Origin of the sequence: Vibrio sp. B1ASS3, assembly GCF_905175355.1 — a bacterium.
In the GTDB taxonomy this organism is placed as follows: domain Bacteria; phylum Pseudomonadota; class Gammaproteobacteria; order Enterobacterales; family Vibrionaceae; genus Vibrio; species Vibrio owensii.
In genome coordinates, this window is the sequence record NZ_HG992742.1 from 2,048,025 (window position 1) to 2,074,903 (window position 26,879).

The following is a 26,879-nucleotide window of genomic DNA, read 5'->3' on the forward strand; positions in this document are numbered from 1 at the left end:
GAATGAGTAATAATTCGAATAATCGCCACGAAATCCTAGAACGTAATGTCGGTTTGTTGGCAATTTTCATCGTCTTTGCAATCAGTTGGGGTGCGCTTGTAGAAATCACTCCTCTGATTTTCCAGAAGCAAACGACGGAGCCTGTAGAAAACCTACGTGCTTATACTCCTCTGGAAATGGAAGGTCGTGACATCTACATCCGTGAAGGTTGTAACGTTTGTCACAGTCAGATGATTCGTCCTTTCCGCTCTGAAACAGAGCGCTACGGTCACTACTCTGTTGCTGGTGAAAGCGTTTGGGAACACCCATTCCTATGGGGTTCTAAGCGTACTGGTCCAGATTTGGCTCGTGTAGGCGGACGTTACTCTGACGAATGGCATCGTGTTCACCTTATTGATCCACGTGAGCTAGTACCTGAATCAAACATGCCTGGTTTCCCTTGGCTTGAAGAGAATGTACTAGACGGCAAACTAACGCAGAAGAAACTAGAAATCTTCCGCAACCAGTTTGGTGTTCCGTACACGGATGAACAAATCGCGAATGCGGCTAAAGAAGTAGAAGGTAAAACAGAGATGGATGCAATCATCGCTTACCTTCAGTCTCTTGGTCATGCAATGAAGTAAGGGGGTCACATGGATTTCGGTACAATTCATAGTATTTATACCGTTGTACTCTTCGCGAGTTTTATAGGCATCGTTTGGTGGGCATTTGGTAAGAAGCGCAAAGCACGCTTCGAGGAAGATGCTAACTTGGTGTTTGCCGACGAAGAGCAAAAAACGACCCTAAATAACCAAGGAGTGAAGAAGTAATGACTACATTCTGGAGTCTCTGGATTATCGTGATTACTGTCGGTACGCTGGTAGGCTGTGCGATTCTCCTAACTTGGTGCGCAAAAGATAAAATGGGCGTCGAGGAAGGGGAAGACATGGGCCACGAGTACGATGGTATTCGCGAGCTTAACAATCCTCTACCTAAATGGTGGACATACTTATTTGTGAGCACATTTGTGTTTGCAGCTGTATATCTGACCTTATTTCCAGGTCTAGGCAGCTTTAAAGGTGTCCTTAACTGGCAGAGTTCAGATCAAACCGTACGTACGTTGGAAGAATCAAAAGAAGCCATCGCACGAGCACAAGAAAACAAACAACTTAACCAATACGCTAAAGAGCTTGATGATGCTGATGCTTACTTCGGTGAAGCATTCCGCGCACTTGCTCACAACGCAGATGGTCTACGCCCTATCCCTGAGATTGCGCAAGACCCTGAAGCGATTAAAGTTGGTCAGCGTTTGTTCCTACAGAACTGTTCGCAATGTCACGGTTCTGATGCTCGTGGTCAGACAGGTTTCCCTAACCTAACTGACGACGCATGGTTATATGGCGGTGAGCCAGCGGCTATCGTGACTACTATCATGCAAGGCCGTATCGGTCAGATGCCAGCGTGGAAAGATGCACTTGGCGAACAAGGTGTTCAAGAAGTTGTAAGCTACACGCTAAGCCTGTCTGGTCGTAAGGTGAATGCACGTGAAGCAGAAGCTGGTAAAGCTCGCTTTGTCGTGTGTGCAGCTTGTCACGGCACGGATGGTAAAGGTAACCCTGCTGTGGGCGCACCTGACCTAACTGACCAAGACTGGTTATTCGGCGATTCACGCGCTGCAGTAACAGAAACAGTTATGAACGGTCGCTCTGGTGTGATGCCAGCTTGGAAGGACATTCTAGGCGAAGACAAAGTTCAACTTGTCGCGGCATACGTCTGGAATTTAAGCAACTCTGACAATAAGTAACATTTCAATAACAGCCCCTTTCATAGGGGCTGTCTTTCCTTTAAATTTAAAGCCTTACATTTTTTCATTTAGCTGTTGAGAACTTTTTTATGGTAAAGCCTTGGTATAAACAATTTTGGCCGTGGTTCCTGATCATCCTGCCTTTAACCGTTGTGGTATGGACAATCGTTACAGTGGTCGTATTCGCCAACAACTCTGTTTCTTTGGTCGCCGAGGATTACTATAAAAAAGGCAAAGGTATCAACATCGACATCAGTAAAATGAATGTCGCTCGAGACCTTGGTCTTAACGCTACCGTTTCGTCAGATGACAACACAGTGGTTATCTCCTTCAACAAAGGAGAACTTCCACACTTCCCTGCACTAACTGCAACGTTTACACACCGCACTCTACCAGATCGTGATTTTACTAAGCTTCTTACAGCTGATGCGACTGGTAATTACCGTTTAACGCCTGAAAGTTCCATTCAAGGCCCTTGGTTTGTCGAACTTGAACCACATAACAAAGAATGGATGATTCAAGGTCGAGTCGAGTTCCCAGCACAACCAACAACTTTGATGAAGTAAGTCTATGTGTAAATCCTGTTATCACTGTGGTGAAGATGTACCAGCCAACACGGATTTCAAAGTAGAAATATTGGGTGAAATTCGCGACATGTGTTGTCCGGGCTGCGAAACCGTGGCTCAAACGATTGTCGATAGTGGTCTTGTCTCCTATTACCAATACCGAACTGCACCAGCAGAAAAGGCGGATCTAGTTCCTGAGCAACTCCAAGCCCTTATCCATTATGACAACGAGGACGTTCAGTCAGAGTTTGTTCGTAACCATGAGAACACCTCTGAAGTCACGCTCTCATTGGAGGGGGTCTCGTGCGCCGCTTGTGCTTGGTTGATTGAAAAACAAGTGTCGGGTGTTAAAGGCTTGGTTTCCATTCGTGTTAACACCACGACCAACCGCGCTCTACTCGCTTGGGATAAAACTCAAGTTCGACTTAGTGAACTGCTGTCTGTCATTCACAAACTCGGTTACAAAGCCGCCCCTTTTGAAGCAGATAAACAAGAAGCAGCTTACCACCATACGATGAAGCAGTACCTCTATCGTTTGGGTATCGCAGGTCTTGCAACCATGCAAGTAATGATGCTTGCAGTCGCGCTGTATTTGGAAGTCTTTGGCGATCTAGAGCCCGAGTTTAAAAACTATTTCCGCTGGGTGAGCTTAATTTTTGCAACCCCTGTGCTCCTCTATTCCGCGCTTCCTTTTTATCTCAATGCATGGCGAAGCATTAGAGGCCGAACCCTTGGGATGGATGTTCCAGTCTCTATTGCATTGATCTTCGCTTATGTGGCGAGCTTAGTTGCAACAGTGACTGAACAAGGCGAAGTTTTCTTTGAATCTATCTCGATGTTTACCTTTTTCTTGTTGGTTGGCCGATTCTTAGAAATGCGAGCTCGTCGTAAAGCGGCGGCAGCGAGTGGTAATCTCCTTAAACTCATCCCTGCGATTGCCACGACGTTAGATGGTGAACAAATCCCAGTGAAAACGTTGAAGATTGGTGATCGTATCCGTGTTCTTCCTGGCGAGCACATTCCTGCCGATGGCAAAGTGATTTCTGGCCGCATCCATATCGACGAGTCGATGCTTACCGGTGAGTCGGTTCACGTGGTTAAGAAAGCCGGAGATGCGGTTTACGCTGGCACATTGAATGGCGAGGAGTCGTTTGAGTTAGAAGTTACGAACTCGAAAGCAGACTCAATGATTTCTAACATTGTTCGTCTTCAAGATGAAGCCCAGCACTCCAAGCCTAAAATTGCTGAAATCGCTGACGTCGTGGCACGTTATTTCGTAGGCGCGATATTAATCATTTCGGCAGGCACTTGGTTCTACTGGCATCAGACTAAACCTGATGATGCGTTCTGGATTATGCTGTCTGTCTTGGTAGCCACTTGTCCATGTGCCCTATCCTTGGCAACTCCAACCGCGCTAACTTGTGCTACTTCTCGTATGGGTAACTTTGGTATTTTGCTGCGTAAAGGACATGTATTCGAAACGCTATGTAAGATTAATCATCTTGTCGTGGATAAGACAGGCACCCTGACTAAAGGGGACATAGAAATTAGTCAAACCCAGACCTTCGCTGACTTCAATGAAACTGAAGCACTTGCGATTGCATCGGCACTTGAAGCACACGCAAACCACCCGATTGCTCGCGCATTCTCAGGGTTTGGTCAAGAAAACGTTACCGTGAGCGATGTTCAAAACATCATTGGTTCTGGTATTCAAGGTGTATGGAACAACAAGGCGGTAAAAATTGGTAGTGCCACCTTCGTAGTTGGTGAAAACCGAGATGAGAGTAACGCTGTATATCTTTCTGTAGCCGAAGAGCACGTTGCGACCTTCTATTACCGCGACCCTATTCGTAAAGAGAGTAAAGCATTCATTCAACGCTTTGCAGACGCCGGTATCAAAACAACCTTGTTGACAGGCGACTCACTGCAAAATGCGCAGCCTGTTGCGAATGAAATGGGTATTGACCATGTGATCGCATCGGCAAAACCAGAAGACAAACTCGCGTATCTTAAAGGGCTAGATAAAAACGACATCACCATGATGGTTGGTGATGGTATCAATGATGCACCAACGCTAGCTGGAGCTCACCTATCCGTGGCGATGGGCGGTGGTACGGATGTCGCTAAAGCTTCTGCAGATATGACACTGCTTGGTGACAACTTAGAGAAGCTTTTAGAGGCTAGATTGCTTGCAATACGTACAAGAAAAATAATCAGAGAAAACTTGGCTTGGTCTTTGGGCTACAACCTGCTAATTTTGCCACTAGCAGTTGCAGGCTTGGTCGCTCCGTACGTTGCTGTAGTGGGTATGTCAGCAAGCTCTATTATTGTTGTATCCAATTCGTTGCGATTGCTTAAAGAGAAGTAAGTGAGAGATCAAACATGGAAAGTCTTTACATATTAATCCCTATCGCCATTGTATTGGTCTGTGTCGCCGTTGCCATCTTCCTTTGGGCCGTTCGTAGTGATCAGTTCGAAGATCTAGAGCGACAAGGTCACAACATTCTTCTTGATGAAGACGAAAAACCAAATAACAAAAAACAATAGCGTTACTCTATGAGTCCAGATTTTATTGGCGCGTTCATGATCGGTCTCGTTGGGGCCGGTCATTGTATGGGAATGTGTGGCGGAATTGCCTCGTTACTCTCCATGGGTGCACCGAACAACAAACCATCTTTTTCTATTCCTCTTTTCTATAACTTTGGCAGGCTTTCCAGCTACGCTTTGATTGGCACTATTGTTGGTGGTGCCATATCAGGCCTTTCAGAATTGAGCGGTTTAACCCAATCTCTCGCTTGGCTTCGATTTGTCGCGGCAATTTTCATGATCTTAGTTGCGCTCTACATTGCCAAATGGTGGCAAGGACTGCTTGTTGTTGAAAAAGCAGGTCAGTATATCTGGAAGTTTATCTCCCCTGCAGGCAAGCGCCTGTTGCCGCTAAAACATCCGACGCATGCGTTCCCATTTGGTTTCATTTGGGGATGGCTACCATGTGGCTTAGTTTACTCAGCACTCACATGGTCTGCTGTTTCAGGGAGCGCATTGAACGGTGGATTAATCATGTTGGCGTTTGGCTTGGGTACTCTGCCCTCAATGCTCGCGATCGGATACGGTGCCACTCATTTTCAGAAACTGCAAAAGTCGTTAATATTTAGAAACATCTCAGCATTAATCCTCATAAGTTATGGCGTGTATACTGCCGCCGGAGCTATGCGAATGCTTGGTTTCATATAATATGAAAGTCGTTTTCGATAATTTTTTTGCTACCCTTTAGAAGTAAGCAGTGATAAAATATTGATGTATATCAAATAGTGAAAGGTTGTTATGATTTCTGAAAAACCTGCAACAAAGCGTATCCAATCAGGTGGTTGCGCGATTCATTGCCAAGATTGTAGCATTAGCCAACTGTGTATTCCGTTTACTCTTAACGAGTCTGAACTGGATCAGTTGGATCAAATCATCGAGCGTAAAAAGCCAATCCAAAAAGGCCAAGAGCTTTTTAAAGCAGGTGATGAACTAAAATCTCTGTACGCTATCCGCTCTGGTACTATCAAGAGCTACACCATTACAGAACAAGGCGATGAGCAAATCACTGCGTTTCACTTAGCGGGTGACCTTGTAGGTTTTGACGCAATCACAGGCGATCTACACCCTAGCTTTGCTCAAGCACTTGAAACATCAATGGTGTGTGAGATTCCTTACGAAATCCTTGATGACCTATCAGGAAAAATGCCTAAACTTCGCCAACAGATCATGCGTCTGATGAGTAACGAAATTAAAGGCGACCAAGAGATGATCCTTCTGCTTTCTAAAAAGAATGCTGAAGAGCGTCTTGCGGCTTTCCTATACAACCTATCGACACGTTTCTCTCAACGTGGCTTTAGCCCAAGAGAATTCCGTTTAACCATGACTCGTGGTGACATCGGTAACTACCTTGGTTTGACGGTTGAGACCATCAGTCGCCTACTTGGCCGCTTCCAGAAATCTGAGATTCTGAGCGTAAAAGGTAAGTACATCACCATCTTAGACCATGATGCATTGATGGAACTTGCAGGCGTCAGCAAAGACTAATTTGCCCTATCAATTGATGTAGCTCGAAAATGAGCTACATCATATTTCTTCTAAAATCCCTTCGAAAGTCCTCAAATTCTTCCTCAAACTGAGCTACAGTAAAAATGTACCTTGTGTACTCCAATATACTGATTTACCTTATATTCGGTATTTGGTTTTACAATAATAAGTGGGCTTAGATATGAGTATATACAGTAAGATCCTTGTTGTTGCTGACATCAATAATGATGAGCAGCCAGCACTTGCAAGAGCAGTTCAACTCGCTCGAAAAAGTGTATCCAGAAGCCGAATCACTTTCTTTCTGTCAATCTACGATTTTTCGTATGACATGACCTCAATGCTGTCGGTCGATGAAAGAGATGCTATGCGTCGCGGTGTTATCCACCAACGTGAACAATGGATGCGTAAGATAGCCCAACCGTATTTAGACGATAGCTTCGACTTTGATGTTTGTGTTGTTTGGCATAATCGCCCTTATGAAGCGATCATTGCTGAAGTCTTTGCTGGCGGTCACGACATCGTTATTAAGGGAACGCGTAAACACGATGTTCTAGAATCCGTCATTTTCACTCCTACAGATTGGCATTTGTTGCGTAAATGCCCTATCCCTGTGCTTCTAATTAAGAACTCCGATTGGCCAGAGCACGCGAAGATTCTGGCGTCTGTTCATGTTGGTTCGGAAAACCCAACGCACATTGATTTGAACGATTCAATGGTCGAGCGCCTTAAAGAAATCACCAATCGTCTCGATGCTGAACCGTATCTCGTTAATGCCTATCCGGTTACTCCGGCGAATATTACGATTGAATTGCCTGAGTTTGACCCAACGACTTACACAGATGCAGTTCGCGGACATCACCTAACCGCAATGAAAGCACTTCGCCAAAAGCACGGTTTGGATGAAGAGCAAACAATCGTTGAACAAGGTCTACCAGAAGACATTATCCCTGCAACGGCAGAAAAGCTAAATGCAGCAATGGTTATTCTTGGCACGACTGGTCGTACGGGGCTTTCTGCGGTGTTTATTGGTAACACAGCGGAGCATGTGATTGATAAAATCAATTGCGACGTACTGGCATTAAAACCAAACGGTTACATCAGTCCGCTCGATCCGAATACAGCGACATAACAGCGCTTGTTTTTGAAATAATATAGAAATGAAAATCCCCCAATTGTTGGGGGATTTTTTTATTCTGTTCACGGCCCTAAGCACGCAAATTAAAAAGGAGGCTAATTTAGCCTCCTCTTTTCGAATTAGATGTTGGTTACATCTATAAACATTGATTCGTCGATGTTTGTCGAAGAAACTACAGCTTCACTGAATTCGTATTCTTCGCGATTTCCTTCACGGTCCAGTGGAAGGTTTTCAAAGTCAAACAATTCACGGTCAGCAAGCTGGCTTGGACTAACGTTCTGGATCGACTTGAAGATAGCTTCTACGCGACCAGGTGTTTTCTTGTCCCAATCGATCAACATTGCTTTAATCGATTGACGTTGAAGGTTCTCTTGAGAGCCACACAGGTTACAAGGAATGATTGGGAACTCTTTGTGCTCTGCGTATTTGATCAGGTCTTTCTCACGACAGTAAGTCAACGGACGAATTACAACGTTACGGCCATCGTCTGAACGAAGCTTTGGCGGCATCGCTTTAAGGCGTGAGCCATGGAACATGTTCAAGAACATAGTCTCAACAATGTCGTCCATGTGGTGACCAAGTGCTAGTTTGGTCGCTCCGATCTTCTCAGCGAAAGAGTAAAGCGTACCACGGCGAAGACGCGAGCATAGGCCGCAAGTCGTTTTGCCTTCTGGCACTTTTTCTTTAACCACTGAGTAAGTGTCCTTGTCTACGATGTAGTAAGGAATGTTCAGTGTTTCAAAGTAATCTGGAAGAATGTGCTCAGGGAAACCAGGCTGTTTCTGGTCAAGGTTAACCGCAACCACTTCAAACTTGATTGGTGCAGCCTTTTGTAGATTCAACAGGATATCAAGCATCGCAAATGAATCTTTACCACCACTAATACATGCCATCACAACATCGCCTTCTTCGATCATGTTGTAATCAGTAATGGCATTTCCAACATTTCTTCTTAGACGCTTCTGAAGCTTGTTGAATTCTAGGGTTTCTTTTCTTGTATCTACTTGGTTCATTGCGGGCTCTCACATCGCCGATAAATCGACTAGGGCTTCCTAACATGGGTTTCTATGGGGCGTGGATTATACGAGCTTTTTACGCAGGATTAAATGTTTGTGTGACCGAGTCGTCAATAAATGCACTCTAAAACAGCGCGATGGGCGATAAAAATAGAAAAGAGCCGCAATTGCAGCTCTTCAAACATCAAATCACGATTACTTTTTCGCGTTTGGCAGATAAGGTAGGACACGAGTCGTTGGCTGAGGCAAAGTCATATGACCTCCTACCCCAATGTCACTCAAAGCCACCTGAACTTTACCATTCACAATGGCTTTTTCTGTGCCATCGGAGAATGTGATAGTGTCATTCAAGTTATCTGCAAATTCCATAGTCACACCTTGTACCTCTGGAGTGAACCAACCTGCAAACATACCGCCTAGATCTTCAAGTAACGCCTGCATTTGGGGCATCAAAGGCGTAAGTTGTTCGTAAGATACGTTACCCTGTAATGGCTCTTTGGTCATCACAACTAAAGAGTAATCACATCGTGTGTCTTTCGGCGTTTGGACGAAGACAAGTGGGTTCGCAGACTTCAAGTTCTTGTCGATCGGAATAGGTAGTTCTTTAGAAGCCGGAATCACAAACTCTTCGTAATGCTCTTCTTTTTCCATCCATGCTTTTTCTATCTCACACAGTTGCTTGGTATCCGCATCGACAAAAAAGACACCGACTTTAACGTCGTCATGTCCTTCTTTCGCATTGTTCTTCAATTGTGTGTAGAGCTTAGAATACGTAAACATGTATTCTTGCGCGTGAGTTGCAGGCGATGCTAAGACCAGTACCGCACTGCCTAGTAAACTTAGGCTTAACTTCTTCATCCGATCCGTTATTTCTTCTATTGTGTCCAGTAAGCGTTATTGTGACGAATCATCGCACGTAAGTCATTAACGTAAGCGATGCCACGTTCGGAATACGCGAGCAAACCATGAGTTAGCTCCGATGCCGTCGCCACAGATAACAAATCCTTGTGTTTCCCTGCTAAGTTAGCGCGAATGTCGCGTAAATCAGCGTAAGCACGGTTGCGATTCACATTCATAAAGTAGCCGTGCACCGACTCTTGTACTGTGTCGAATTTTTCTACTTCATGCGTTTTTCCTGCCCCACGATGTGCCGGGACAATTCCGCAGCCCTTCTTATAACACCATTGACCAAACAAGTTGTTTGCTTGAGTGGCAAAACGAGAGGTTCCCCACGCAGATTCATTGGCGGCTTGGGTTAACACCAGCGCCTCCGGTAACACGTTGACACGCTTGAACATTTCATCTAGCCAAACTTGTGTCACCGTGCCTTCTTGCAATGGGTAAGAGTAAAGCGAAGCCAAACGTTCAGCGTAAGAGGTTTGCTCAGCGCTCACCTCACCGATTTTTAAAGACGTTAGGAATGCTCGCTCTTTCTCGATTCGTTGATTTTCTAACGCTATTTTCGGTCGAAGGAAGTCGAAGAACGCTGTCTTCTTAACTTTCGTGTCCTTAATCGAGTTGAAATCAGGAATGTCACCAATATAAGGGAGGTTTGACAAGTCTGGGTGTGTTACCGGGCCGTGCACTACCTGCGAGTCAATCGCATTGCGATATTCGCGATCGTAGTGCAAATATGGTCCTACAGAAACAAAAGTGGCGGCTATTGTGATAGCCGCCACTCGTAAACTCATTGATTTTAAAGATTTAGGCATCAAACACCTGAGAGTTACCATCGTGATCGTTATCATTTTGCTGTGTCGCTACGATCTTTAACTTGATACCAAACATTTCGCGGTACAGGATTCCCTTCAAATGGAAGAAGAACGGTAGCACGAAGATCAAGCCAATTCCGTAGAACATTGCAGCAACAATAAACATCAACATCACGCCTAAGTAAAGCCCTGCGACGACAAAAAGCTTCTTGTTGATTGCACGAAGTGACAAAAGAAGTGACTGCATTGGCGGCACTCTTTTCTCACAAATCAATAAGATAGAATGACTAAACGCTAAAGAAAGATACAGAGACAGCAATGGGAAAATCATTCCCGCTACACCCTGCATCATCAAGCTAAACAGCGTTGCTAGAATCACTGGTACCGTAAACTGAAGGCCTTTGCCCACATGACGGATCTTGGTTCGTAACCCAGCAACGTGGCTCATCGCCATTAAGCTAATACCAGCATAAATCGGCGCGCTGATCACTTCGTAACTAAAGTTAGCCACATAAATAGCGGAAACGATGTCAGTGGTGAAAGATTCTGGGTCTTGAATAGCATCAAGGATTACGCCTGGATCACCCAGTTGAAGTTGCAGTGCGATATAGAAGATACCCAACTGTACGAAAAGCAAAAGAATAATCGCTGGTGAGAAGGACAAAAACTGTTGAATGGTGGTGCGCCAAGCTTCACTAAAAACGGCTGCTGCTTTTAGTTCATACTTGCCAGAAAGAGCTCGCTCTACACTCCCTCCAAGATTGAAATCTTTCTCAAAATCGTTGTTCATATTTAATCCAAGGCTAACTTGTAAGATTTTTTCTGGAAAACCAGTTAATTAATAAGGGCGTCATTATAAAGAAATCTTTCCACGTCTAAAATCATAAGTCGGCCTCAATACTTGCAAAATCTGCTATTTGGTCGATAATTAACCACTCGCAAATCCATGAAATTGAAAACATTTGCTGAAGAAATTAATGCCTTGCTTATGTATAGCGGAAAATTGAATACCCCCATAAAAACAGTATGGTAAGGAATGTTTACTTTTGCCTGCAAAATTTTTTCTGTTTCAAGATAAGAAAATGCTTTGATTTCACAATTTTGGTGATTATGATGCGCGCCTCAAAAGTGAATGACTAATGTCACATCAATTGGTCGAAACCCAATTTGAACGTGGGAGAAATACAGACGTTGAACGCTAAACAGCAAGCAGGAAAGCCAGTAGTTCGTCTATCTGGTATCAGCAAAAGTTTCGATGGCAAGGAAATCATCGGTAATTTAAATCTGGATGTTAATCATGGTGAGTTTCTGACGATTCTTGGTCCTTCTGGTTGTGGTAAAACAACAGTTTTACGCATGATCGCGGGCTTTGAGACGGCAGATAACGGTCAAATCGTATTAGATGACCAAGATGTAACACAGGTTCCTGCAGAGCAAAGGCATGTCAACACGGTATTTCAGAGTTACGCACTCTTCCCTCATATGACCGTATTTGAAAACGTTGCTTTTGGTCTTCGCATGCAGAAAACACCTGCTGCAGAGATCGAGCCACGAGTAATGGATGCGCTACGCATGGTTCGCCTAGAAAAAATGGCACAGCGTAAGCCTCACCAACTTTCTGGTGGTCAGCAACAACGTATCGCCATTGCGCGTGCGGTTGTGAACAAGCCAAAGGTACTGTTGCTAGATGAATCTCTATCTGCACTTGATTACAAACTACGTAAGCAAATGCAAATCGAGCTTAAACAGCTTCAGCGTCAACTTGGTATTACCTTTATCTTCGTTACGCACGATCAGGAAGAAGCCCTATCGATGTCTGACCGTATTATTGTTATGCGCGACGGTGTTATCGAACAAGATGGCTCTCCACGTGAGATCTACGAAGAACCTAAGAACCTATTTGTTGCTCGCTTTATCGGTGAGATCAACGTATTCAACGCAACCATGCTAGATCGTATCGACGAGAAACGTATTCGTGCAGAGATTGAAGGTGTTGAATCTGTTGTTTACTACGATCAAGAAGCACAAGCCGGTGACAAACTACAAGTACTACTTCGCCCAGAAGACTTACGAATCGAAGAGATCAAAGAGTCTGAAGAAAAAGGCATCGTAGGTCACGTAACCGAGCGTACCTATAAAGGTATGACGCTTGATTCTGTTATCCAGTTGGATTCAGGCATGCGCGTGATGGTAAGCGAATTCTTTAACGAAGATGATCCAGATGTGGACCACTCTCTCGGCCAGAAAGTCGCTATTACTTGGGTTGAGAGCTGGGAGGTAGTACTAAATGATAAGCAAGAAGCTTAATCTTCAGAACGCGATCATTACCCTAATCGTTGGTTGGTTAACACTGTTTGTGTTAGTACCAAACCTAATGATTATCGGTACAAGTTTCTTGACGCGTGATGAAGCGAACCTCATTGAATTAACGTTTACATTCGACAACTATCTTCGCCTACTCGATCCCTTGTACGCAAAGGTGCTGATGCACTCTTTCTACATGGCGATCATCGCTACCTTGTTGTGTTTGGTGATTGGTTATCCATTTGCTTACATCGTAGCGAAAATGCCTGAAAAATGGCGTCCGTTCATGTTGTTCTTGGTGATTGTACCGTTCTGGACTAACTCTCTTATCCGTACTTACGGTCTGAAGATTGTTCTAGGTACTCAAGGCATTTTGAACAAGTCTTTGATGGCGATGGAAATCATCGATAAGCCGATGCGTTTAATGTATACCGAAACAGCAGTAATGATTGGTCTTGTGTACATCTTACTTCCATTTATGATTTTGCCGCTTTACTCAGCGATCGAGAAGTTAGACAACACATACATCGAGGCAGCAAAAGACCTTGGTGCGAACAAGTTTCAAACCATTACACGCGTTATTCTACCTCTGACAATGCCTGGCATTATCGGTGGCTGTTTGTTGGTTCTGTTACCTGCACTAGGTATGTTCTACATCTCTGACCTTCTTGGCGGTGCGAAGAACCTACTGATCGGTAACGTAATTAAGAGCCAAGTATTGAACGCTCGTGACTGGCCATTTGGTGCTGCGACCAGTATCGCCCTCACCTTCGCAATGGCTGTGATGCTTTACGCTTACTATAGAGCAGGCAAACTATTGAATAAGAAAGTGGAGCTAGACTAATGGGACGCACAGTTAGATTTAGCTTTATGGCGCTGGTATATGCATTTTTGTATCTGCCAATCATCGTCTTAATTGTTAACTCATTTAATGCCAACAAATTTGGTATGAAATGGGGCGGTTTCACCACGAAATGGTATGAAACTTTAGTAAATAACGACAGCCTAATGCAGGCTGCATGGCATTCATTGAACGTAGCGGTATTCTCAGCGACAGCAGCAACCATTATTGGTAGTTTGACGGCTGTTGCCCTATTCCGTTACTCGTTTAAAGGTAAAGGCGCGGTAAACGGCATGCTATTTGTCGTAATGATGTCTCCAGATATTGTAATGGCGATTTCATTACTTGCTCTGTTCCTTGTATTGGGCGCACAGCTTGGCTTCTTTACTCTATTGATTGCTCACATCACCTTCTGTCTACCGTTCGTTGTGGTAACAGTGTACAGCCGCTTAAATGGCTTTGATGTGAAAATGTTGGAAGCTGCAAAAGACCTTGGTGCAAGCGAATGGGTTATCTTGAAACAGATCATCCTTCCTCTTGCTAAACCAGCGGTTGCTGCAGGTTGGCTACTGAGCTTTACCCTGTCTCTGGACGATGTAATTATCAGCTCGTTTGTAACAGGTCCAACTTACGAAATCTTGCCATTGAAGATTTACTCAATGGTTAAGGTGGGCATTTCACCGGAAGTGAACGCCCTAGCAACGGTGATGTTGATTGTTTCTTTGGTCTTGGTAGTAATTTCTCAGTTGCTAGCAAGAGAAAAAGTGAAGTAGAATCCGCACCCGTTAACATCACGAAACAGAATGGTTACATGCCATTCTGTTTTTCTATCTATCGTCCAAAATTGGACAACGTTTGGTTTGGAGCTAACGTCAATGAAAAAATGGGCTACTCTATTAGCTGGTAGTGCATGTGCGCTTTCTCTGTTCTCTGGTACAGCGGCAGCGGATGATAAAGAATTAGTATTTATGAACTGGGGTCCTTACATCAACAGTAATATCCTAGAGCAATTTACTAAAGAAACTGGCATCAAAGTGATCTACTCGACTTACGAGTCGAATGAAACTTTGTATGCAAAGCTAAAAACTCATAACCAAGGTTATGATCTAGTAGTACCTTCAACGTACTTCGTAGCGAAGATGCGTGACGAAGGCATGCTACAAAAGATCGACAAGACTAAGCTGAAAAACTTCGGCAACCTAGATAAAAACTACCTAGACAAGCCTTACGATCCAAATAACGACTACTCTATTCCACACGTTGTTGCGATTACAGGTCTAGCGGTTAACGCAGACATGTACGATCCAAACGACTTCCAAAGCTGGGCTGACCTATGGAAGCCTGAACTTGAAGGTCAAGTAATGCTGATGGACGACACTCGTGAAGTGTTCCATATTGCACTACGCAAACTGGGTTACTCAGGTAACTCTACGGATCCAAAACAAATCGACGAAGCGTACGCAGAGCTACAAAAGCTAATGCCAAACGTTCTAGTATTTAACTCTGACAACCCAGGCGCACCATACATGTCTGGCGAAGTTGGCGTTGGTATGCTTTGGAACGGTAGCGCAGCAGCTGCTCAAAACGAAGGCATGAACCTGAAACTTGTATTCCCTAAAGAAGGCGGTATCGGTTGGGTTGATAACTTCGCAATCTCTTCTGGCGCGAAGAACGTAGAAGCAGCTCACAAGATGATCGACTTCCTACTACGTCCAGAAATCGCAGAGCAAATCTCAGCGGATACGGGTTACCTAACGGCGGTTGCAGAATCTAACGCTAAATTCAAAGACGTTGCACCACTGTTCCCTTCTCAAGAAGACCTTGACCGCGTTGAATGGCAAGACTCTGTTGGCGACATGACAGTGAAGTACGAAGACTACTTCCTGAAGCTAAAAGCGGGTCAATAATCTGATCTTGCTTAATAAGCCATCTACTAAATGAAAATAGGCAGCAATACGCTGCCTATTTTTGTAATTGACTGATATAATTGTATGTTGCTAGGTTTATTTGACTCGAGTTCAAGCATTACTGCCTATTTTGGTCGTAATGTTGGTTTTCGTCGCTCAAATAAACAGGATTGTGCTTATCGCAATTTGGCTCAAACCAGTATTTGTTACTAGTATTGATTTGTCCTGTTGCTGAACAAAACGGAAATAAAATGAAAAGTAAATTCTACGCAAGCGCACTGTGTGCGGCGACGCTAATCGCTACCCCTGCAATGGCTGCTGATCAAGAACTGTATTTCTACAACTGGTCGGAATACATTCCAAACGAAGTTCTTGAAGACTTTACAAAAGAAACCGGCATCAAAGTTATCTACTCTACGTACGAGTCTAACGAAAGCATGTACGCGAAGTTGAAAACTCAAGGTTCTGGTTACGACTTGGTAGTACCGTCTACCTATTTCGTATCTAAAATGCGTAAAGAAGGCATGCTGCAAAAGATCGACAAAGAGAAACTGTCTCACTTTGCTGATCTAGACACTAACTTCCTGAACAAGCCGTTCGACCCGAACAACAACTACTCTATCCCATACATTTGGGGTGCGACCGGTATCGGTATCAATGCTGACATGCTAGACAAGTCATCGGTTTCTAAATGGGACGATTTCTGGGATAGCAAGTGGGAAGGTCAACTAATGCTGATGGATGATTCTCGCGAAGTATTCCACATTGCATTGACTAAGCTTGGTTACTCACCAAACACGACTAACCCAGACGAGATCAAAGCGGCTTACGAAGAACTGAAAAAGCTAATGCCAAACGTATTGGTATTCAACTCAGATTTCCCAGCGAACCCGTACTTAGCAGGTGAAGTATCACTTGGTATGCTTTGGAACGGTTCTGCTTACATGGCTCGTCAAGAAGGCGCGAACATCGACATCATCTGGCCAGAAAAAGGCACTATCTTCTGGATGGACAGCCTAGCAATTCCAGCAGGTGCTAAGAACGTTGATGCTGCTCATAAGATGATCGACTTCCTACTACGTCCTGAGAACGCAGCTAAGATTGCGCTAGAGATTGGTTACCCTACTCCAGTGAAAACAGCTCACGATCTACTACCGAAAGAATTTGCTAACGATCCAAGCATCTTCCCACCACAAGAAGTGATGGACAGCGGTACATGGCAAGACGAAGTTGGTGAAGCTAGCGTGCTTTACGATGAGTACTTCCAAAAACTAAAAGTAGACAACTAATCAGTCTGTCGAAATAGTTAAGAAAAGCGGCTTCGGTCGCTTTTCTTGTATCTGAAGGTCGCTGTTTGTATCTCAAGCTACAACGTTCAAATTACAGAGGGCCAGAATACAAAGTTTCAAAATACAAAGCACCAAAATACAAAAAAGCATCGAATCACTTCGATGCCTTTCTTATATGGATACTCTACCAACTTGTTTAAGCGCTAGTTTCGTTTTCCAGAGCAAGAATCTCGTCAACAAGCTTCGGTACTTCGATGCTTGCTTTACCGTAACGCTTCTCTTCAAACTCACTCTCGACGGCACTTGGCTCCAAGTTGATTTCAATCGTATGTGCGCCGTGCATCTTCGCGTCATGTACAAAGCCTGCGGCTGGATATACCACGCCAGATGTACCAATAGAAATAAACAAGTCTGCTTCTTCCAATGCCGCGTATATCTCACCCATACGTAGTGGCATTTCACCAAACCAAACAATGTGTGGACGCATTTGAGCTGGAATTTGGCAGCAATGGCACAACTCGCCAGTTTCAATATCTTCTGAATGCTCGATGACTTGATTGGATTCACTACAACGCGCTTTAAGCAATTCACCGTGCATGTGAATAATATTGGCGCTACCACCTCTCTCGTGCAGATTATCGATGTTTTGAGTGATGATAGTCACTTTACCTTCCAACTGCTCCTCTAAGCGCCCTAGCGCGATATGAGCAGCATTAGGCTTGATATCTTCGCCTTGTAGCTTTTTACGACGTTGATTATAGAACGATTGAACAAGATCGGGATCGCGCGCAAACCCTTCTGGTGTTGCGACGTCCTCAATGCGGTGATTCTCCCAGAGACCATCTTGAGCTCGAAATGTTTGAATACCAGACTCAGCCGAGATGCCTGCGCCAGTAAGTACTACAATATTTCTATAAGGGAAATCCATAACCTATCCTTGTTGTTCTTTTTCATTAGCTTAACACTGAACGAATAACAACAGTAGTAATATGGATTAGACCATGGTCGTAGTGGCCCTAATTAGAATGATAAATTGAGAGGCAAAGCAATGAGACGTGTATCTCTTGTCCTTATATTATTGGGTACTTTAGCAGGGTGTCAGCTTACAAATGTTGAGGGTGAATTCGATGACGTAAAAGTCAAAGTGAGCACCAATGACAAAGATAATGACCACCCAGTTCATGGTGGTGATTTCTGTCCGCCGGGACAAGCTAAAAAAGGAAACTGCTAGGTCAGTATTTCTTGTAAAGACGATATAAAAAACCCTCGAACTGTGTCGAGGGTTTTGCATTTTTACAGGCTGTTTTTTTGATTTTTCCGCAACGCCATAGACTTACAGGTTTGGACCTGTAGACGGTCTGTGCGGCATATTGTTGCGCAGTTGGTTCATACCTTGGTACATACGTAGGAACCACACTAAAATCGCCAACGCGGCGAACAGCATACCAATCCAAGGGATAAAGTACGCAACAGAGTCTAACAACGTACTATGCATCCAATAATCACTCACACCAATCAACACACCGTTTGATGTTGCTACCGTAACGATAAGTACAACAAAGAACGTTAGGTATAGGAAGAAAGTACGAATCAAGCCGTAGTAATGTGAGTTCACTACGTCGCTGTCTTCGCCTTTATCCAAACGGTACCCAGCGTAAATGATTGCGATAACGCCTGAGATCAAAAACGTAAACGGGGTCAAACAACTCAGGATGTACGCAACCCAAATCCCGTTATGAGGTTTGTTCATTCGCTTTCGCTCCTTTTGGTTCCGTGTTTGCCGTATCTGTTTCGCCCATCGCTTCTTTGGATTTCACTTCTTCATACCAAAGATCGTGGTGTTCTTTCGCCCATGTTTCGTCAACTTCACCAGTCACCATACCTTCTAACGCGCCTTCCATACCGAATAGACCGATGTAGATGTGGAAGATAAAGCCACAGATAAGAATCAGTGCCGAAATGGCGTGAACAAGGTTAGACAATTCCATATCGCGACGAGTTTGGCCGAAAATTGGGAAATCCAGAATTAAGCCACTCACTGCAGCGATAGCACCGAAGAAGATCAACAACCAGTAGATCGCCTTTTCACCACCGTTCGAGAAACCAGCCGATGGGTGCGTACCTTTATGCTTACCAACCATGCCACCCATTTTCATGAACCAACGGATGTCTGTCATGTTAGGGATAGATTTGCGCCACCATTTCAGTAGAACAAACATCAGCAAGATGAAGAACAGCGGACCCATGTAGTTATGGTACTGCTTCGCCAACATAACGATGAAGCCCCAGAACTCAGTTGGTACGTACGGCTTCAAGAAGTGCTTACCGTAAACCAGCATCAAACCACTGAACGCCAGCGTTAAGAAGGTAAACGCCATGCTCCAGTGTAGTGCGCGGTCTAGTCGAGACCAGCGTTTCATCTTCTTGCCAGTACGTGGCTTGCTTAGCATCAGAGGACCAACGAATACGTAAGCCATGATAACCATTGCGATACTGCCGAAAATCGCGACAGCACCCGCAGGAGACATCCATTTCTCTTTAAGAATGTACCAAGTCTCACCCGGAGTACTGATCAGCACACCGTGTTCCGCTGATTTCGACGTGGTATAACCTTCTTGCCCCTCTTTGACCTGACGCCAGAAGTCTGCACCCGCAAGTTGCGTCATCTCCTGTTGGACCACTGGAGATGTGTCTTCTTGCGCAGACGCTGGCATCGCGAAGGTCAGCAGTAATGCTGTCATCATTGACAGCATTACAAGAGACGCACGTTTAAGAGTATTTAACATGTGTCTCTCCTACTTAGCTTTTGGTTGCGTCGTAAGAAAGATCGTTACCGTCTGTCCAACCTGCGTTTTTCGCACCGCGCTCAACCACACGTTGACGGAAGATGTCAGAAACTTTCTCTGCATCACCCGCTAGCAGTGCTTTTGTTGAACATAGTGACGCACACATAGGTAGCTTACCTTCAGCAATACGGTTCGCGCCGTACTTCTCACGCTCTTCTAGAGAACCTGGTTCTGTGTTTGGACCACCTGCACAGAAAGTACATTTGTCCATTTTGCCACGCTCACCGAATGACGCTTGTTTCGGGAACTGAGGCGCACCGAATGGACAAGCGAACAGACAGTAACCACAACCGATACAAAGATCTTTGTTGTGAAGAACGATGCCGTCTTCTGTGTGCTCAAAACAGTCAGCTGGACAAACTGCCATACAAGGCGCATCTGTACAGTGCATACAAGCAACAGAGATTGAGTTTTCACCTGGTTCACCGTCGTTCAGTGTTACCACGCGACGACGTTGAATACCCCACTCAAGTGCATCATCGTTTTCGTTCTTACATGCAGTAACACAGCCGTTACACTCAATACAGCGTTTGGTGTCACATAGGAATTTCATTCGTGCCATTGTCAGACTCCTTACGCTTTACGAATGTTACATAGGGTTACTTTAGTTTCCTGCATCAAAGTAACAGGGTCGTAACCGTAAGTGGTTGCCGTGTTGGCTGCTTCACCAACAACATAAGGATCCGTACCTTCTGGGTACTTAGGACGTAGGTCTTCACCTTCGAACTTACCGCCGAAATGGAACGGAATGAACGCCAGACCCGGTTTAACACGACGAGTGACCATCGCTTTAACCTTGATGCGGCCTTTTTCTGCACCTTCAACCCAAACATCATCGCCATCTTTGAAGCCAAGATCGTTTGCGTCTTTCGGGTTCACTTCAACGAACATCTCTTGTTGAAGTTCAGCGAGCCATGGGTTTGAACGTGTTTCTTCACCACCACCTTCGTACTCAACCAAGCGACCAGAAGTCAGGATGATTGGGTATTCGCCAGACTTGTCTTCTTTCTGGATAGACTTGTAAAGCGTTGGTACACGGAAGATTGCTTCTTTGTCGTCCCAAGTTGGGTAATCCGTTACAAGGTCACGACGAGGCGTGTATAGCGGCTCACGGTGTAGCGGTACGCGGTCTGGGAATGTCCAAACAATCGCGCGCGCTTTTGCGTTACCAAACGGGATACAACCGTGCTTGATTGCTACGCGTTGGATACCGCCAGACAGGTCAGTTTTCCAGTTTTTACCTTCCGCTGCTGCTTTTTCTTCAGCCGTTAGGTCGTCCCACCAACCAAGCTGCTTGATTAGCTTGTCAGAGAACTCTGGGTAACCGTCTTTGATTTCACAGCCTTTTGAGTAGCTGTCTTCAGCAAGTAGGCTTTGGCCTTCGAATTCAACACCGAAGCGCGTACGGAAGTTACCGCCACCTTCTGCGACCGTCTTAGACGTATCGTACAGAATGTGTGTGCCTGGGTGTTTCATCTCTGGCGTGCCCCAACATGGCCAAGGTAGACCGTAAGTCTCACCATTCACAGGACCACCCTCTGCTTCCAGAGATGTCTTGTGGAATGTGTGCCAGTTTTGTTGGTGCGCTTTCAGACGCTCTGGGCTTTGACCTGTGTAACCGATGGTCCACATGCCTTTGTTGAATTCGCGAGTGATGTCTTCGATCACTGGCTGGTTGTTCTCTACGCGTACATTTTTGAACAGCAGATCTTCATAACCTAGCTTCTTAGTTAGTAGGTACATGATTTCGTGGTCAGGTTTAGATTCGAACAATGGCTCGATAACCTGATCACGCCACTGAAGTGAGCGGTTAGATGCTGTCACACTGCCGTGCGTTTCAAACTGAGTCGTTGCAGGAAGCAGGTAAACGCCGTCAGTACGATCGTTCATTACCGCTGCAACTGTTGGGTATGGGTCAACAATAACCATCATATCCAACTTCTGCATCGCTTTCTTCATCTCAGGACCACGAGTCTGAGAGTTTACTGCGTGACCCCAGTAGAACATGGCGCGGATGTTTTCACGTTGACGAATGTTGTCTTTGTTTTCAAGAACACCATCCACCCAACGAGATACAGGGATACCTGCACTGTTCATTGGTTTTTGACCACCGTAAGCGTTGTCATCGAAACGACCTTTGATCCATTCGTAATCGATTTCCCACACTTTCGACCAGTGACGCCAAGAACCTTCAGACAAGCCGTAGTAGCCTGGTAGCGTGTCAGATAGTACGCCAAGGTCAGTTGCGCCCTGTACGTTATCGTGGCCACGGAAGATGTTTGCACCGCCGCCTGATTTACCGATGTTACCTAGCGCAAGCTCAAGTACACAGTAAGCACGCGTGTTGTTGTTACCAGTAGTATGCTGAGTACCACCCATACACCACACGATACAACCCGGACGGTTTTCAGAAAGCAGTTTCGCTGTTTGGTAAACTTCAGACTCAGGAACGCCAGTTACGCGCTCAACTTCTGCTGGTGTCCACTTAGCCACTTCTGCACGGATTTCATCCATACCAAATACACGTTGACGGATGAACTCTTTGTCTTCCCAGTTGTTCGCGAAGACATGCCATAGCACGCCCCAAATGAACGCAACGTCAGAACCCGGACGTAGCGATACGTAGTGATCCGATTTTGCTGCTGTACGAGTACGACGAGGATCCGCAACAACGATCTTACAGTTGTTCTTCTCTTTCGCGATCAAGATGTGCTGCATCGCAACAGGGTGCGCTTCTGCAGGGTTTGAACCAATGAACAGCATTGACTTACAGTTGTGCATGTCATTGAAAGAGTTGGTCATCGCACCGTAACCCCAAGTGTTTGCTACACCTGCTACGGTTGTTGAGTGACAGATACGCGCTTGGTGGTCAACGTTGTTGGTACCCCAAAGCGACGCCATCTTACGGAACATGTACGCTTGTTCGTTGTTGTGCTTCGCACTACCCAACCAGTAAACGGAATCTGGACCCGACTCTTTGCGGATGTCCATCACCTTGTTACCGATTTCTTCGATCGCTTGATCCCAAGAAAGCTTCTTCCACTTACCGTTTTCAAGCTTCATTGGGTATTTCAGACGACGCTCACCGTGACCGTGTTCGCGCAATGCTGCACCTTTTGCACAGTGTCCACCAGCGTTGAATGGGTGGTCGAATGCAGGCTCTTGACCTGTCCATACGCCGTTTTGAACTTCAGCGTAGATACCACAACCTACAGAACAGTGAGAACAGATGGTACGTTTTACTTCTGTTTTCGCTTCTGGATCCACCGATTTAGCTTGTGCTTTCTTCATCATGCCCGGTGCAAAAAGACTTGCGCCTACAACCGCACCACCAGCAGCAAGCGAGGTGTTTTTCATGAATGCACGGCGAGAAACGCCAAGCTGATTGGTTTCTTTGCTCACACTGTCGGAGCGTTTGACAAGTTTCATCCGTTATCTCCTAAAGTGTGTCGTAGTAATCGCGAATGTGTTGAGTTTCACGATACCCTTTCTTCTTCACGTCTTTTTCAGAAGGCTCAACCGTTTCTGAAGCGCTTGCCACTTTTGTTGTTCCAGCGACAACCGCACCAGCTACGGCTGCAGTCGTTAAGCCTTTCAGGAGATCCCTACGGCTTGTGTTTATTTCTTTATTATCTTTCATCATTGCTTCCTTACCTTACGGTAGATCTTTGGAGGCTATTGCCCCTCTATCGATATGACCAAGTACTGCTCGATTACTCGTAATCAGTGACGTTTTTCACATCAATTTTTAATTTGTGCTTACTGCTTTTGGTGTTCACGCTAAAGCGCACTTGTTCCAGTGTTAAGAACGCCTCACACAGTTGAGCTGCTGGCTTATAAAAGTTCGCGCTCTCTGCGTTTTCTAGTTGCTGAGTGAAAGAGTTGAACCAAGGTGCGATGTGTTTGTTAAACACCGCTTGTTGAAGATCTTCTTCTTCACCCGTTAGCATCGACATCACTTCACAAAGTGCTGCGATGTGGTCTTCCGGCTCTTTCACATTCTCATCACGCTCGAAACCAAGCAGTTCCAAATCGTGACGAATTTCAGCCAGTGGTTTTTCCATCATTGCGCCTGTCATGTGCCATGAGCCAAATGGCATCACTTCACCACGACCGATACCAATGAAAAGATCTTGGTATTCATCTTCGAGCGCTTCGCGGTTGGAATCTTTCGCCGCTTGCTGAAGCGCAATCCACGCTTTTTGCATTGCGCTTTCTGATGGTTCAACTTCTAGAGAAGTCAGGAACTCGATCATCTCTTCACTTGGTGCGCTACGGAAAAGCGCTGACAAAACCAAGTAGATCTCTGTTCTCAGTGTTTGTTCTTGTTCTCGTTGTGTATCCACTGCGAGCTCCTAGTATTTCAGTTGTTTCATTGGGTCTTCTGCCATCGACTCAAACATGTCGATCACACGGCAGTCTTCACACATCGCGATACGATTGATCGCCGCTTCATCAGAGAAATGAGAGTGACCGCGTAACTTATTTTGTAGCATGTCGATCATAGACTGAGGTGCGAATGGCTTATGACAGCGAATACATTCCGCAGCTTTCTCTTCGTGAATCACAACCGCTTTTTGGCGCTCTTCTTTCACCCAGTTCATGCGTGGCGTTAGAGTCAGAACTTTCTCTGGACATGCCTTTTCACACAAACCACATTGAATACAATCTTGTTCAACGAATTTAAGTGATGGAGATTCACCATCGGTATGAAGTGCACGCGTCGGACAAACCGCCACACAGCTCATACACAACGTACAATCTTTGCTTTCACAAGAAACATTGCCGTAAGGCGCGTTCGCAGGCAGTTCAACAATGTTCTCAACCGGAATACGAGAAGAAGACATTGCATCAAGCGCAGTAAACAAACGTTGACGCTTGTTACCTTGAAGGTCGCCAAGGGCAAGATCGAATGAATCTGTACATAGTGTTGGAGGACCTTCACGAAGCGATTCCAAGTACAGGATATCGATGGTCTCTTTTGCGATGCCAAGTTGATCCAATAGCTCTTGCGCGATACCTACTTCGTTATTTAGAACACGAATGATGGTTGCAGGCATAAAACGAGAAGCTGCAAATAGCACTTGCGTCGCGCCATTAACTAGAGCTGCAAACCATGTATCGATACCGATAGAAGGCAGCTCTTCAACCACGATTGGAATCACGTTATCTGGTAGCGCTTTCAGTGCCATCACGTTGTAAGTCTCGTGACGAGAGCTACAGATAAGAACGATAGGATCTAGGCCGCCCGCTTGCTCGTAGTTCGCTAGCGTGCGTTCAATGAATTTTTGCGTATCTTCAGGATTAGGTAGCGCGTAGTGAATCGCTTCTGTCGGGCAAGCCGTTGCACAAGTACCCACGCCCTGACATAGGTATGGGTTAATCTCGATGCGATGACCGGTTTTATCGCTGCCTTCACTTGATAGTGCACCAGCAGGACAAGCATCCACACAACGCTCACAACCTTTTACGCCACGAGAACTGTGCGCACATAGGTCAGTGTCCAGACGGAAGAATTTTGGCTTATCAAACGTACCCATTAATGTTGGGATTTCTTCTAACGCTTCTGCCAGTTTTGGATAGCCGCGTCCTACTGGGTAGTAACCCGGAACCGGAACCTCTTCTGACATGCAACTGTTTAGACAAAGATCGAGAACAACATCGAAACAATCACTATTAATAGCGACTTTTGCTAGGTTGCTTGTTAGACCGTTATTTTCGATAAGCACTTCAAACGTGCCTAGGAAACCAGAAACCTGAACTGAGTTTGCAAAGTACAGTTCTGGATTGGTGCCTTTCTCTCCGTCTGTAGAAAGAAGTGTCAGGCTGTTCATTTGAGATAGCTGCGCGGCTGCACTCTCAATGATGGCGGTCGGTCCAACAATCAGTGTATTACCGCCACTCTCGTAGCTCACCGTTGGTGGAATAAGATTGGTCAACTCTACGGTATTCTCAAACGCATACAGACGCGCTTTACCGTTATTGGAAGTTGCTTGTTCTAATAGTTGTTTCAACATTGCTCAGTTCCATTTATACGCATGGATAGTTTCTTCCATCTTTCATTGTAGTTAGCGCAGGCGATTCTGCTGATTAACTCGTCAGTAACTACCCCTTTTAGGTAGTCCCACCCGGGTTATCACTGCCTGTTAGGCAAATGGTCTAACTTCAACAAGAATGGTAATGAGCAACAGATAGCAAATGTCGTGCCAATTAAATATCAGCGAATTTTCAATAGGTTAGCTATTTATCTTAGAAATTGTAGGGATAAAAAAACCGACTGGGACATTTTGTCTCAGTCGGTTCATTGAGCGTTTAGTCAAAATGTACCTATTCTTTGTGTGGTATATTTTGTCCCACCTCTTCAGGGGCTAGTTCTGTCTCTAGAACATCGCTTTCATTAGATGCTGTATTTATATCCAGTACTTTTTGTTCTTCGGGAATTTCGGCACCTTCAGCAAGTTCTACATCATCCGATTCAATATCACTTTCTTCATGAGATTCAGTTGGTTGCGTGGTTTCTTCTGCTGGTTCTTCTTCCGTTTTCTCTTTCACCCAATCACGAAGTGTTTCAGCCACCCCTTCAGAAAGCGACTTGAGGTTACTGTAGTCATCGTCGTAATCATCCAAACCATCGCGAACGTTAAACTCTTCTGATAAGAACATCTTACGCAGTGCAGCTTTCTTAACGCTCTCTGAAGCCTCAGAAACCAATAACTGCGCTACGGACATCTCTTCAGGATCAGTGGCTTCGCTTGATGCTTCTTGAGATTCAGTCTCTGTCGCAGAAGCCTCAGTAGCCAATGCTTGCGCTTCAGTGCTTAATTCTTCATGAGCTTGTGCGGTTTCTGGTTCAGTAGATTCAACAGACTCCACGGCCTTAGCGTCTGTAGGCTCGGTAGTGGTTTCTTCTAATTTACGTTTCGACCAACGGCTAAAAAAACTAGTTGCCATTTGCTCTGCCCGCTCCTTTGCGTTTCTTACGTCTTACTTCTAACAACTCACCGTGGCGCCCAATAAAGGCTTCCATCCAAGCTTGAATGGCTAACGGCATATCATTAGATAATACTAGGTTATCGCCATCCATATATTGCGCAGCGACAGTTTGAGACGCCGTAAGCAACTGAATCGTCGGTGTATCACCAGAGTCGACATTGTCCATAACCAAGAAAAGCTTTGGCTGTTGCGAGCTCAGGTTAAAGCGGTAATCGGTGCGCTCGTCTTTGTGCAATTGCAGCAAGCACACGTGTTGAGTGTCTTCGGTTGGGTTAATTTCAAATCCCGTCAGTTGCCATTGGGTCGTAACCCAAATACCGGTACTGATCTCATGCTCTACAAGATCCACACCTACCGGCCATGAATCTTCATTTTTCTCGAACTGTTTCTTATCCGACATAACTCACCCCATTTGT

29 protein-coding genes are annotated in these 26,879 nt (G+C 45.2%); 15 read left to right on the forward strand and 14 right to left on the reverse strand.

Annotated elements, in window-relative coordinates:
- Positions 1-2: 2 nt before the first annotated feature.
- The 9 genes from ccoO (at position 3) to uspE (ending at position 7,549) form a co-directional block, all read left to right on the forward strand.
- Positions 3-623, forward strand: a complete 621-nt coding sequence (gene ccoO / locus KJB05_RS09460; RefSeq protein WP_005441610.1) for a cytochrome-c oxidase, cbb3-type subunit II — start codon at positions 3-5, stop codon at positions 621-623.
- Between the two features lie 9 nt (positions 624-632).
- A complete protein-coding gene (locus tag KJB05_RS09465; RefSeq protein WP_208444062.1) occupies positions 633-809 on the forward strand; it encodes a CcoQ/FixQ family Cbb3-type cytochrome c oxidase assembly chaperone in 177 nt (58 codons plus the stop codon).
- Positions 809-1,783 carry a cytochrome-c oxidase, cbb3-type subunit III gene (ccoP, locus tag KJB05_RS09470; RefSeq protein WP_208444063.1) on the forward strand — a complete coding sequence of 325 codons (975 nt, stop codon included), beginning with the start codon at positions 809-811 and terminating at the stop codon, positions 1,781-1,783. The genes KJB05_RS09465 and ccoP overlap by 1 nt, the downstream gene beginning before the upstream one ends.
- Positions 1,784-1,872: 89 nt before the next feature.
- Positions 1,873-2,349 (forward strand): FixH family protein, encoded by a 477-nt coding sequence (locus KJB05_RS09475; RefSeq protein ID WP_009706107.1) that lies wholly within the window; start codon positions 1,873-1,875, stop codon positions 2,347-2,349.
- Between the two features lie 4 nt (positions 2,350-2,353).
- Positions 2,354-4,717 carry a heavy metal translocating P-type ATPase metal-binding domain-containing protein gene (locus KJB05_RS09480; RefSeq protein ID WP_208444064.1) on the forward strand — a complete coding sequence of 788 codons (2,364 nt, stop codon included), beginning with the start codon at positions 2,354-2,356 and terminating at the stop codon, positions 4,715-4,717.
- Between the two features lie 14 nt (positions 4,718-4,731).
- Positions 4,732-4,896: a cbb3-type cytochrome oxidase assembly protein CcoS gene (gene ccoS, locus KJB05_RS09485; protein ID WP_005429857.1), complete on the forward strand. Its 165-nt coding sequence runs from the start codon at positions 4,732-4,734 to the stop codon at positions 4,894-4,896.
- 9 nt (positions 4,897-4,905) lie between these two features.
- A complete protein-coding gene (locus KJB05_RS09490) occupies positions 4,906-5,583 on the forward strand; it encodes a sulfite exporter TauE/SafE family protein (protein WP_208444065.1) in 678 nt (225 codons plus the stop codon).
- 90 nt (positions 5,584-5,673) lie between these two features.
- Positions 5,674-6,420 (forward strand): FNR family transcription factor, encoded by a 747-nt coding sequence (locus tag KJB05_RS09495; protein WP_005429849.1) that lies wholly within the window; start codon positions 5,674-5,676, stop codon positions 6,418-6,420.
- Between the two features lie 181 nt (positions 6,421-6,601).
- Positions 6,602-7,549, forward strand: coding sequence for a universal stress protein UspE (uspE, locus tag KJB05_RS09500; protein WP_005441604.1), 948 nt, complete (start codon positions 6,602-6,604; stop codon positions 7,547-7,549).
- Positions 7,550-7,674: 125 nt separating this feature from the next.
- Here uspE and ttcA read toward each other — a convergent pair whose 3' ends face one another.
- From ttcA to KJB05_RS09520, 4 genes are all read right to left on the reverse strand, one after another.
- Entirely contained in the window at positions 7,675-8,568 is an 894-nt protein-coding gene (gene ttcA / locus KJB05_RS09505) for a tRNA 2-thiocytidine(32) synthetase TtcA (RefSeq protein WP_005441601.1), read from the reverse strand.
- A 198-nt stretch (positions 8,569-8,766) separates the two neighbouring features.
- Positions 8,767-9,429, reverse strand: a complete 663-nt coding sequence (locus tag KJB05_RS09510; RefSeq protein WP_005441599.1) for a DUF2987 domain-containing protein — start codon at positions 9,427-9,429, stop codon at positions 8,767-8,769.
- A gap of 17 nt (positions 9,430-9,446) precedes the next feature.
- Positions 9,447-10,283, reverse strand: coding sequence for a glucosaminidase domain-containing protein (locus KJB05_RS09515; RefSeq protein WP_208444066.1), 837 nt, complete (start codon positions 10,281-10,283; stop codon positions 9,447-9,449).
- A complete protein-coding gene (locus tag KJB05_RS09520; RefSeq protein ID WP_005441595.1) occupies positions 10,276-11,073 on the reverse strand; it encodes a hypothetical protein in 798 nt (265 codons plus the stop codon). Before KJB05_RS09520 ends, KJB05_RS09515 begins: the two co-directional genes overlap by 8 nt.
- 401 nt (positions 11,074-11,474) lie before the next feature.
- Here KJB05_RS09520 and potA point away from each other — a divergent pair, with 401 nt between their 5' ends.
- The 5 genes from potA to KJB05_RS09545 all read left to right on the forward strand — a co-directional run bounded on the left by potA (position 11,475) and on the right by KJB05_RS09545 (position 16,624).
- Positions 11,475-12,590, forward strand: a complete 1,116-nt coding sequence (potA, locus tag KJB05_RS09525; RefSeq protein ID WP_009706100.1) for a spermidine/putrescine ABC transporter ATP-binding protein PotA — start codon at positions 11,475-11,477, stop codon at positions 12,588-12,590.
- The gene (gene potB / locus KJB05_RS09530) at positions 12,571-13,431 is read left to right on the forward strand and encodes a spermidine/putrescine ABC transporter permease PotB (RefSeq protein ID WP_005441590.1); all 861 of its coding nucleotides are present in this window, start codon (positions 12,571-12,573) and stop codon (positions 13,429-13,431) included. Before potA ends, potB begins: the two co-directional genes overlap by 20 nt.
- Positions 13,431-14,201 (forward strand): spermidine/putrescine ABC transporter permease PotC, encoded by a 771-nt coding sequence (gene potC / locus KJB05_RS09535; protein WP_005389180.1) that lies wholly within the window; start codon positions 13,431-13,433, stop codon positions 14,199-14,201. The genes potB and potC overlap by 1 nt, the downstream gene beginning before the upstream one ends.
- A 102-nt stretch (positions 14,202-14,303) precedes the next feature.
- Positions 14,304-15,335, forward strand: a complete 1,032-nt coding sequence (locus tag KJB05_RS09540) for an extracellular solute-binding protein (RefSeq protein ID WP_009706099.1) — start codon at positions 14,304-14,306, stop codon at positions 15,333-15,335.
- A 251-nt stretch (positions 15,336-15,586) separates the two neighbouring features.
- Positions 15,587-16,624, forward strand: a complete 1,038-nt coding sequence (locus tag KJB05_RS09545) for an extracellular solute-binding protein (RefSeq protein WP_005528441.1) — start codon at positions 15,587-15,589, stop codon at positions 16,622-16,624.
- A 196-nt stretch (positions 16,625-16,820) separates the two neighbouring features.
- Here KJB05_RS09545 and cobB read toward each other — a convergent pair whose 3' ends face one another.
- Complete coding sequence (gene cobB / locus KJB05_RS09550; protein WP_208444067.1) at positions 16,821-17,552, reverse strand: Sir2 family NAD+-dependent deacetylase; 732 nt, start codon at positions 17,550-17,552, stop codon at positions 16,821-16,823.
- A gap of 120 nt (positions 17,553-17,672) precedes the next feature.
- Between cobB and KJB05_RS09555 the strand changes: the two genes are divergently transcribed.
- Entirely contained in the window at positions 17,673-17,855 is a 183-nt protein-coding gene (locus KJB05_RS09555; RefSeq protein WP_009706097.1) for a hypothetical protein, read from the forward strand.
- Positions 17,856-17,957: 102 nt separating this feature from the next.
- Here the strand turns inward: KJB05_RS09555 and KJB05_RS09560 are convergent, their stop codons facing one another.
- The 9 genes from KJB05_RS09560 to KJB05_RS09600 all read right to left on the reverse strand — a co-directional run bounded on the left by KJB05_RS09560 (position 17,958) and on the right by KJB05_RS09600 (position 26,863).
- A complete protein-coding gene (locus KJB05_RS09560) occupies positions 17,958-18,374 on the reverse strand; it encodes a membrane protein (protein ID WP_045389662.1) in 417 nt (138 codons plus the stop codon).
- Entirely contained in the window at positions 18,358-19,410 is a 1,053-nt protein-coding gene (locus KJB05_RS09565) for a formate dehydrogenase subunit gamma (RefSeq protein WP_009706095.1), read from the reverse strand. Before KJB05_RS09565 ends, KJB05_RS09560 begins: the two co-directional genes overlap by 17 nt.
- A gap of 13 nt (positions 19,411-19,423) precedes the next feature.
- Positions 19,424-20,032, reverse strand: a complete 609-nt coding sequence (gene fdh3B / locus KJB05_RS09570) for a formate dehydrogenase FDH3 subunit beta (protein WP_005427693.1) — start codon at positions 20,030-20,032, stop codon at positions 19,424-19,426.
- Positions 20,033-20,043: 11 nt separating this feature from the next.
- Entirely contained in the window at positions 20,044-22,899 is a 2,856-nt protein-coding gene (locus KJB05_RS09575; RefSeq protein WP_033006499.1) for a formate dehydrogenase subunit alpha, read from the reverse strand.
- 10 nt (positions 22,900-22,909) lie between these two features.
- Positions 22,910-23,110 (reverse strand): twin-arginine translocation signal domain-containing protein, encoded by a 201-nt coding sequence (locus KJB05_RS09580; protein WP_005427585.1) that lies wholly within the window; start codon positions 23,108-23,110, stop codon positions 22,910-22,912.
- Positions 23,111-23,183: 73 nt separating this feature from the next.
- Entirely contained in the window at positions 23,184-23,816 is a 633-nt protein-coding gene (locus KJB05_RS09585; protein WP_005441574.1) for a molecular chaperone, read from the reverse strand.
- Positions 23,817-23,825: 9 nt separating this feature from the next.
- Entirely contained in the window at positions 23,826-25,487 is a 1,662-nt protein-coding gene (locus KJB05_RS09590; protein ID WP_038875053.1) for a 4Fe-4S dicluster domain-containing protein, read from the reverse strand.
- A 310-nt stretch (positions 25,488-25,797) separates the two neighbouring features.
- A complete protein-coding gene (locus KJB05_RS09595; RefSeq protein WP_208444068.1) occupies positions 25,798-26,421 on the reverse strand; it encodes a DUF3306 domain-containing protein in 624 nt (207 codons plus the stop codon).
- Entirely contained in the window at positions 26,411-26,863 is a 453-nt protein-coding gene (locus tag KJB05_RS09600) for a DUF3305 domain-containing protein (protein ID WP_005441569.1), read from the reverse strand. Before KJB05_RS09600 ends, KJB05_RS09595 begins: the two co-directional genes overlap by 11 nt.
- Between the last annotated feature and the right edge of the window lie 16 nt (positions 26,864-26,879).

Excerpts from the sequence above, each read along its gene's own strand:
- ccoO (WP_005441610.1), top strand. The coding sequence starts at position 3 with ATGAGTAATAATTCGAATAATCGCCACGAAATCCTAGAACGTAATGTC.
- KJB05_RS09465 (WP_208444062.1), top strand. The coding sequence starts at position 633 with ATGGATTTCGGTACAATTCATAGTATTTATACCGTTGTACTCTTCGCG.
- ccoP (WP_208444063.1), top strand. The coding sequence starts at position 809 with ATGACTACATTCTGGAGTCTCTGGATTATCGTGATTACTGTCGGTACG.
- KJB05_RS09475 (WP_009706107.1), top strand. The coding sequence starts at position 1,873 with ATGGTAAAGCCTTGGTATAAACAATTTTGGCCGTGGTTCCTGATCATC.
- KJB05_RS09480 (WP_208444064.1), top strand. The coding sequence starts at position 2,354 with ATGTGTAAATCCTGTTATCACTGTGGTGAAGATGTACCAGCCAACACG.
- ccoS (WP_005429857.1), top strand. The coding sequence starts at position 4,732 with ATGGAAAGTCTTTACATATTAATCCCTATCGCCATTGTATTGGTCTGT.
- KJB05_RS09490 (WP_208444065.1), top strand. The coding sequence starts at position 4,906 with ATGAGTCCAGATTTTATTGGCGCGTTCATGATCGGTCTCGTTGGGGCC.
- KJB05_RS09495 (WP_005429849.1), top strand. The coding sequence starts at position 5,674 with ATGATTTCTGAAAAACCTGCAACAAAGCGTATCCAATCAGGTGGTTGC.
- uspE (WP_005441604.1), top strand. The coding sequence starts at position 6,602 with ATGAGTATATACAGTAAGATCCTTGTTGTTGCTGACATCAATAATGAT.
- ttcA (WP_005441601.1), bottom strand. The coding sequence starts at position 8,568 with ATGAACCAAGTAGATACAAGAAAAGAAACCCTAGAATTCAACAAGCTT.
- KJB05_RS09510 (WP_005441599.1), bottom strand. The coding sequence starts at position 9,429 with ATGAAGAAGTTAAGCCTAAGTTTACTAGGCAGTGCGGTACTGGTCTTA.
- KJB05_RS09515 (WP_208444066.1), bottom strand. The coding sequence starts at position 10,283 with ATGCCTAAATCTTTAAAATCAATGAGTTTACGAGTGGCGGCTATCACA.
- KJB05_RS09520 (WP_005441595.1), bottom strand. The coding sequence starts at position 11,073 with ATGAACAACGATTTTGAGAAAGATTTCAATCTTGGAGGGAGTGTAGAG.
- potB (WP_005441590.1), top strand. The coding sequence starts at position 12,571 with ATGATAAGCAAGAAGCTTAATCTTCAGAACGCGATCATTACCCTAATC.
- potC (WP_005389180.1), top strand. The coding sequence starts at position 13,431 with ATGGGACGCACAGTTAGATTTAGCTTTATGGCGCTGGTATATGCATTT.
- KJB05_RS09540 (WP_009706099.1), top strand. The coding sequence starts at position 14,304 with ATGAAAAAATGGGCTACTCTATTAGCTGGTAGTGCATGTGCGCTTTCT.
- KJB05_RS09545 (WP_005528441.1), top strand. The coding sequence starts at position 15,587 with ATGAAAAGTAAATTCTACGCAAGCGCACTGTGTGCGGCGACGCTAATC.
- cobB (WP_208444067.1), bottom strand. The coding sequence starts at position 17,552 with ATGGATTTCCCTTATAGAAATATTGTAGTACTTACTGGCGCAGGCATC.
- KJB05_RS09555 (WP_009706097.1), top strand. The coding sequence starts at position 17,673 with ATGAGACGTGTATCTCTTGTCCTTATATTATTGGGTACTTTAGCAGGG.
- KJB05_RS09560 (WP_045389662.1), bottom strand. The coding sequence starts at position 18,374 with ATGAACAAACCTCATAACGGGATTTGGGTTGCGTACATCCTGAGTTGT.
- KJB05_RS09565 (WP_009706095.1), bottom strand. The coding sequence starts at position 19,410 with ATGTTAAATACTCTTAAACGTGCGTCTCTTGTAATGCTGTCAATGATG.
- fdh3B (WP_005427693.1), bottom strand. The coding sequence starts at position 20,032 with ATGGCACGAATGAAATTCCTATGTGACACCAAACGCTGTATTGAGTGT.
- KJB05_RS09575 (WP_033006499.1), bottom strand. The coding sequence starts at position 22,899 with ATGAAACTTGTCAAACGCTCCGACAGTGTGAGCAAAGAAACCAATCAG.
- KJB05_RS09580 (WP_005427585.1), bottom strand. The coding sequence starts at position 23,110 with ATGAAAGATAATAAAGAAATAAACACAAGCCGTAGGGATCTCCTGAAA.
- KJB05_RS09590 (WP_038875053.1), bottom strand. The coding sequence starts at position 25,487 with ATGTTGAAACAACTATTAGAACAAGCAACTTCCAATAACGGTAAAGCG.
- KJB05_RS09595 (WP_208444068.1), bottom strand. The coding sequence starts at position 26,421 with ATGGCAACTAGTTTTTTTAGCCGTTGGTCGAAACGTAAATTAGAAGAA.
- KJB05_RS09600 (WP_005441569.1), bottom strand. The coding sequence starts at position 26,863 with ATGTCGGATAAGAAACAGTTCGAGAAAAATGAAGATTCATGGCCGGTA.